The organism is Trebonia sp. (genome assembly GCF_049794275.1).
GTDB lineage: Bacteria > Actinomycetota > Actinomycetes > Streptosporangiales > Streptosporangiaceae > Trebonia.
Window position 1 is genome coordinate 1 of sequence record NZ_JBARCR010000418.1, and the last position, 5,077, is coordinate 5,077.

Here is a 5,077-nt window from a genome sequence, read left to right on the forward strand (position 1 = left end):
CGGGGCTCCAGCTCAGCGAGATTTTTCGAACTCGCGAATCAAGATCAAGAGACTAACCAAGTGACTACGACGCCGTGGTCGTGCCGGGCTCGCCGTCTCCGTCGTCTGCATCGTCCGCGTCGCCGAACACTGCGTCCATAACAGTCGCTCCGCCGCGGATGGCGGGCACGATCACGTGCCGGTAGACCGTCTCGGTCACGTGGGTGGACTTATGGCCCACGGTGTTGGACTCCGCAGCGGTCGTCAAGCTCGCTCACGCCGAGCCGGAATCACCGGCGCTGCGCCGTTGGCTGGACTAGCGGGCCGAGACCGGGTGGATCAGTTCGGTGCTCACGGAGATCGAATCATTCCGGGCGCTGGCCCCCTATGCGGCAGAGGCGGTCTCCCGTCTGCCGACCGTGCTGGATCAGATCGACCTGATCGATTTGGGCCCGGGCATCCGGATTTTGGCCCGGACCGTAGGGCCAGTCACAGTGCGCAGCCTGGATGCCATTCATCTCGCCACGGCCCTGCATTACCGCTCCGGGCTGACCTCGTTCGTGACCTATGACAAGCGACTCTTGGGCGCGGCGCAGGTGGCGGCCCTCCCAGTCGACTCGCCTTCATGATCGCAACCAGCAGCACCAACCGGAGCCGGGCAGCGGCCCGGTACTACAGTCCCGGTTTATGATGTAGGGGCAGATTGATCGCGGTGTGACCGGTGTGAGCTTGCGATCGACCGGGCCGACGTGATCGACCAGCCCGGCCAGGTGTCGGCGAGCGCTCGCCTGGTTGGCGGCGCGATGGGGCAAGTCTTTCTCGGCGATCTATTTCCTGGAATCATTGGTTCGGGCGGGTTCACTGCGTCCGCTATTCCCTTGCAGTGACGGGGTGGCATGGATTCCCTCAGACCAGGAGACCCCCGGCGAGTCGGGCACTATGTTCTGACCGGTCGTCTTGGGGCGGGCGGGATGGGTGAGGTGTTCTTCGGCCGGTCGCGGGCCGGGCGCCCGGTCGCGGTCAAGCTGATCTATCCGGTTTTCGCTCATGACGCCGAGTTCCGGCGGCGGTTTCGCCTGGAGGTAGAGGCGGGCCGCAAGGTCGGCGGATTCCATGCCGCACAGGTTGTCGATGCTGACCCGGACGCCGAACGTCCCTGGATGGTGACGGCCTTTGTCGCCGGACCGTCTCTTGACCGGATGCTCACCGAGCACCAGGCTCTCCCCCTGGACAGCGTGAGGGTGCTGGGCGCGGGCGTGGCCGAAGCGCTGGGAGCCATTCACGCCGCCGGGCTGATCCACCGGGATCTGAAGCCGTCGAACATATTGATGGCTGAAGACGGGCCTCACGTGATCGACTTTGGCGTCGCGCGTGCCATCGACGATTCCGGCGTTACCGCGCGGTCTGGCACGCCGGGCTTCATGGCACCCGAGGTTCTCCTGGGACAGCCGCTCACGTCGGCCTGCGACGTCTTCGCGCTAGGGATGGTGCTGGCCTACGCCGCCGGCATCCGGCCGTTCGGCCTAGGGCTGGCCGAGGCGATTGCCTACCAGGTCGTCCATGAAGAACCAGACCTTAGCGGCCTGGACCCTCAGATCCGCGATGTGGTAGCAGCGTGCCTGGCCAAGGAGCCTTCCGACCGGCCCACCCCGGCCACGATCCTGGAACTCCTCGCCGACCCGGACCCACACGGCCAGTGGCTTCCCCCGCCACTCCAGACCATGATCACGACCTACAAGCCACCGGGTAAACCCGTAACGGTAGTCGCCACCGACGTGGCCCGCGCCGCCCGGCTGTTGGCGGAGGCAGAACAGATCGCCCGCGCCCTTCCCCTGGATGAGCAGGCCATGGCACCGGAAGACCGCGCGGCAGCGATTCCCGGCCCGCCGCCGCCTCCGGCAAGCAGCAGCGCCCACGCCCGCGGACTGGATGATGAGTACGACCGTGCCCTCGCGCTGGCCGTTCAGCGGGCCAGGGCACTGGTCCACGTGGCCACGGTGGCCGCCCGCTCCGACCCTGCTCACGCCGCACAGCTGCTGGACGAGGCCCTTCACCCAAGCTGGAATGCGCGCATCCCGGAGACTGCGGGCTACCATCACATCCTGGAGGCCTTGGCCTGGCACTCCGCATCGGAATTCGGCATGCTCCTGGCCCGCATCAACCCATCGCCCGCACAGCGGCTGGTGGCTGACCTTGGGAAGATCCCCCCTGTCATCCGGGCGCGGCAGCACCGAGAATTCCTCGACGATGTCGCACCGTTCATCACTAAGGTGGCCGAGGTAGTAGCCGACGTCGACATTGCCAGCGCAGAGGAGCTCGTCCGGCCCATGGGCACGCCTGCGCGTGATATGGCGCTAGCCAAGGTCGCCATGGTCGCGGCCCGCACCGACTTCACCCGGGCCGGGCAGATCGCCGTCACCGTCACCGGTCGGCCCAGGCAGGCTTCCGATCAGGGTGCGTGGCAAAGGGAGGAGGCTCCGCCGCCCTCGATGCTGAACGACCCGAACCGGGCCATCTACTGGAAGGTCCGGGCACTGACCGAGATCGCCGTCATCGTGGCCAGAGCCGCCTCTGACCGTTCGGTACAGCTGCCGGATGACGCCGAGCGGTTCGGCCGCACCATCGCCGGTCAGGGCACCTTGCGGGACACGGCGACGGCGAGTGCAGAGGCGGCAGCAGCCCAGACTGACCCTGCCCACGCCTGGCAGCTGCTGGCAGAGGCTGAGCAGTGGGCTCGCGTCATCAGCACGAGTGATTTGCAGAACATGGCTCTGACCAGCATAAAGGCAGCAGCGGTCCAGATCGGCCCGGACCACGCCGGGGAACTGCTGACAGAGGCCGAGCAGTACGCCCGCGCCATCAGCGGCACGCCGACCCGGCTTGGGGCCCTGGGGGAGGTAGCCCTGGCGGCGGCTCGCACCGACCCCGTCCAGGCCGAGCAGGTCATCGGCAGCCTGCCCGCCGACGCACCCGAGCGGGCGGAGGTGGCCATGGTAGCGGCGCTCACCGACCCTGCCTGCGGTGAGCGAATCGCCGCCGGCAGCGCCGACAGATACCTGCAGGCGCTGGTCAGGGCGGTGGTAGCGGTTCGCACCGACATGGCCGATACCGCGCCGCTGCTGGAACAGGCGGTCGAGGCGGCCGGCCATGATCCCGCCCGCGTGGCTGAGATCATCATGGTAGTGGCCTCCACCGACCCTGCCCGAGCCGAGCAGGTCGCCAGCACCCTTACGGCCGGAGCTGGGATGACCGGCGGGTACTGGAGAGCGCGTGCCCTGGCGGGCCTCGCGAACGTGTGCTTGGGGAACGGCACCCGATGACGGATCAGCAAGTCCAGCTGTTCCTGGCCGACCTGGCCATCATCATCCTGCTCGCCCGGCTGCTCGGCATCGCGGCCAAGCGGCTCGGCCAGCCGCCGGTTCTCGGCGAGATCATTGCCGGCATCCTGCTGGGGCCGACCTTGTTTCACGGCAAGATCACGGCGACACTGTTCCCGGTCACGCTGAGGCCGCCGTTGAGCGCGCTGGCCAACCTCGGCGTGGTGATGTTCATGTTCGCCGTCGGGTACCTGCTCGACCTGCGCCTGATCCGGGGCCGGGAGCGCGTGGCCGCGAGCGTGTCGGTCAGTTCGATCATTCTGCCGCTGTCACTCGGGGTCGGGCTCGGTGCCTGGCTGGCCAGCCGTCATCACGTGCATCACGTCCTCCCGTTCGCGCTGTTCGTGGGCACGGCCATGTCGGTCACTGCGTTTCCGGTGCTGGCACGCATCCTCACCGACAGGAACATGCACCGCACCCGGATCGGCAGCATCGCGCTCGCCAGCGCCGCGACAGATGACGTGCTGGCCTGGTCGCTGCTGGCCGTGGTGGTCGCGATCGCCGGAGCCGGCGGCCAGCAGTTCCGGCTGCTCCTGGTCCCGGTGTACGCGGGCGTGATGTTCGGTCTGGTCCGCCCGCTCCTACGCGGGCTGGTGGATGTCTACCAGCGGCGGGCGGGCTCACGCCCAGTATCCTCGCGGCGGTGCTGGCGGGGCTGCTGCTGTCCTCGTACGCCACCGGCTGGATGGGCCTGAAGTACATCTTCGGCGCCTTCCTCTTCGGCGTCGTCATGTCCCGGGAGGGGGCCGCGGCCGCCCTGCGCGAGGAGATCCTCGATCGCCTGGAACAACTCAGCGTCCTGGTGCTGCTGCCGGTGTTCTTCGTGGTGTCGGGACTGAGCGTCAACCTGTTATCGGTTGGTCTGTCCGGGCTCACGGAACTCTGCCTCATCCTGCTGGTCGCTGTCGTCGGCAAGTTCGGCGGTGCCTTCATCGGCGCCAGTCTCGCGGGGATCCGTGCTCGGCGCGCCGGGGTTCTCGCCACGCTGATTGAACACCCGCGGGCTCACCGGGATCGTGATCCTTTCGGTGGGCCTGCAACTGCGCATCCTGGACCAGTCGCTGTATTCGCTGATGATCGTGATGGCGATCGTGACGACGATGATGGCCGGGCCGCTGCTGCATCTCATCTACCCGGATCGGTTCGTCGTGGCCGACATCGCGGAGGCTGACCGTGCCGCGCTCGGGACCGCCGCGGGGCAGCGGATCCTGGTGCTGATCGAGGCGCCGGAAACCGCCGCCCCGCTCGTTGACATCGGGGCAGCGCTGGCGGCCAGCCGGGAGCACAGTCAGCTGATCGTCTGCCATCTCCTGGCGCGGGAACACGACACCCGCTCGGAGGTTGCCACCGGGCTGGGTGCGAGCTGCGGGAAACGACCAGGACCACGGGAAACCTTCAGGCGCTGGCTGACCGGGCGTCGGCTCGCGGGGTGTCAGCGGTCGTGCGGTCCCGGTTCAGCCAGGACATCGCCGCCGAACTGCCCGGGTATGTGGCGGCTGCCGAGCCTGACATCATCGTGCTGGGCCCGGGCAGAACCTTCCGCGAGACGCTCGCAGCCGACGGGGCAGTCGAGATCGTCACGGTCGTGCGCAGCCTGCCGGAAGCGCCCAGCGCGGTGGCGGCCCGGTGGACGCGAGGGGAGGGCGGGGCAGCCGTCGTTCTGGTCGCCGCGCAACTGGCGGTCACGGACGGCTGAAGCTGGTGATCAGTCCGGCCGGGCC

At 68.2% G+C, this 5,077-nt stretch carries 6 protein-coding genes; 5 read left to right on the plus strand and 1 reads right to left on the minus strand.

What is annotated here, in order from left to right:
• Window positions 1-64 precede the first annotated feature (64 nt).
• On the minus strand, window positions 65-247 hold the full coding sequence (locus tag WA805_RS11370; protein WP_422288710.1) for a hypothetical protein: 183 nt from the start codon (window positions 245-247) through the stop codon (window positions 65-67).
• 70 nt (window positions 248-317) lie between these two features.
• Here WA805_RS11370 and WA805_RS11375 point away from each other — a divergent pair, with 70 nt between their 5' ends.
• The 5 genes from WA805_RS11375 to WA805_RS11395 all read left to right on the plus strand — a co-directional run bounded on the left by WA805_RS11375 (window position 318) and on the right by WA805_RS11395 (window position 5,052).
• Window positions 318-608, plus strand: coding sequence for a VapC toxin family PIN domain ribonuclease (locus tag WA805_RS11375; protein WP_422337387.1), 291 nt, complete (start codon window positions 318-320; stop codon window positions 606-608).
• A gap of 267 nt (window positions 609-875) precedes the next feature.
• Window positions 876-3,299, plus strand: coding sequence for a protein kinase domain-containing protein (locus tag WA805_RS11380; protein WP_425242325.1), 2,424 nt, complete (start codon window positions 876-878; stop codon window positions 3,297-3,299).
• Entirely contained in the window at window positions 3,296-4,051 is a 756-nt protein-coding gene (locus tag WA805_RS11385) for a cation:proton antiporter (protein WP_425242326.1), read from the plus strand. The genes WA805_RS11380 and WA805_RS11385 overlap by 4 nt, the downstream gene beginning before the upstream one ends.
• Window positions 4,000-4,527 carry a cation:proton antiporter gene (locus WA805_RS11390; protein ID WP_424559779.1) on the plus strand — a complete coding sequence of 176 codons (528 nt, stop codon included), beginning with the start codon at window positions 4,000-4,002 and terminating at the stop codon, window positions 4,525-4,527. The genes WA805_RS11385 and WA805_RS11390 overlap by 52 nt, the downstream gene beginning before the upstream one ends.
• Window positions 4,528-4,785: 258 nt before the next feature.
• A complete protein-coding gene (locus WA805_RS11395) occupies window positions 4,786-5,052 on the plus strand; it encodes a hypothetical protein (protein ID WP_422289451.1) in 267 nt (88 codons plus the stop codon).
• Window positions 5,053-5,077: the final 25 nt, after the last annotated feature.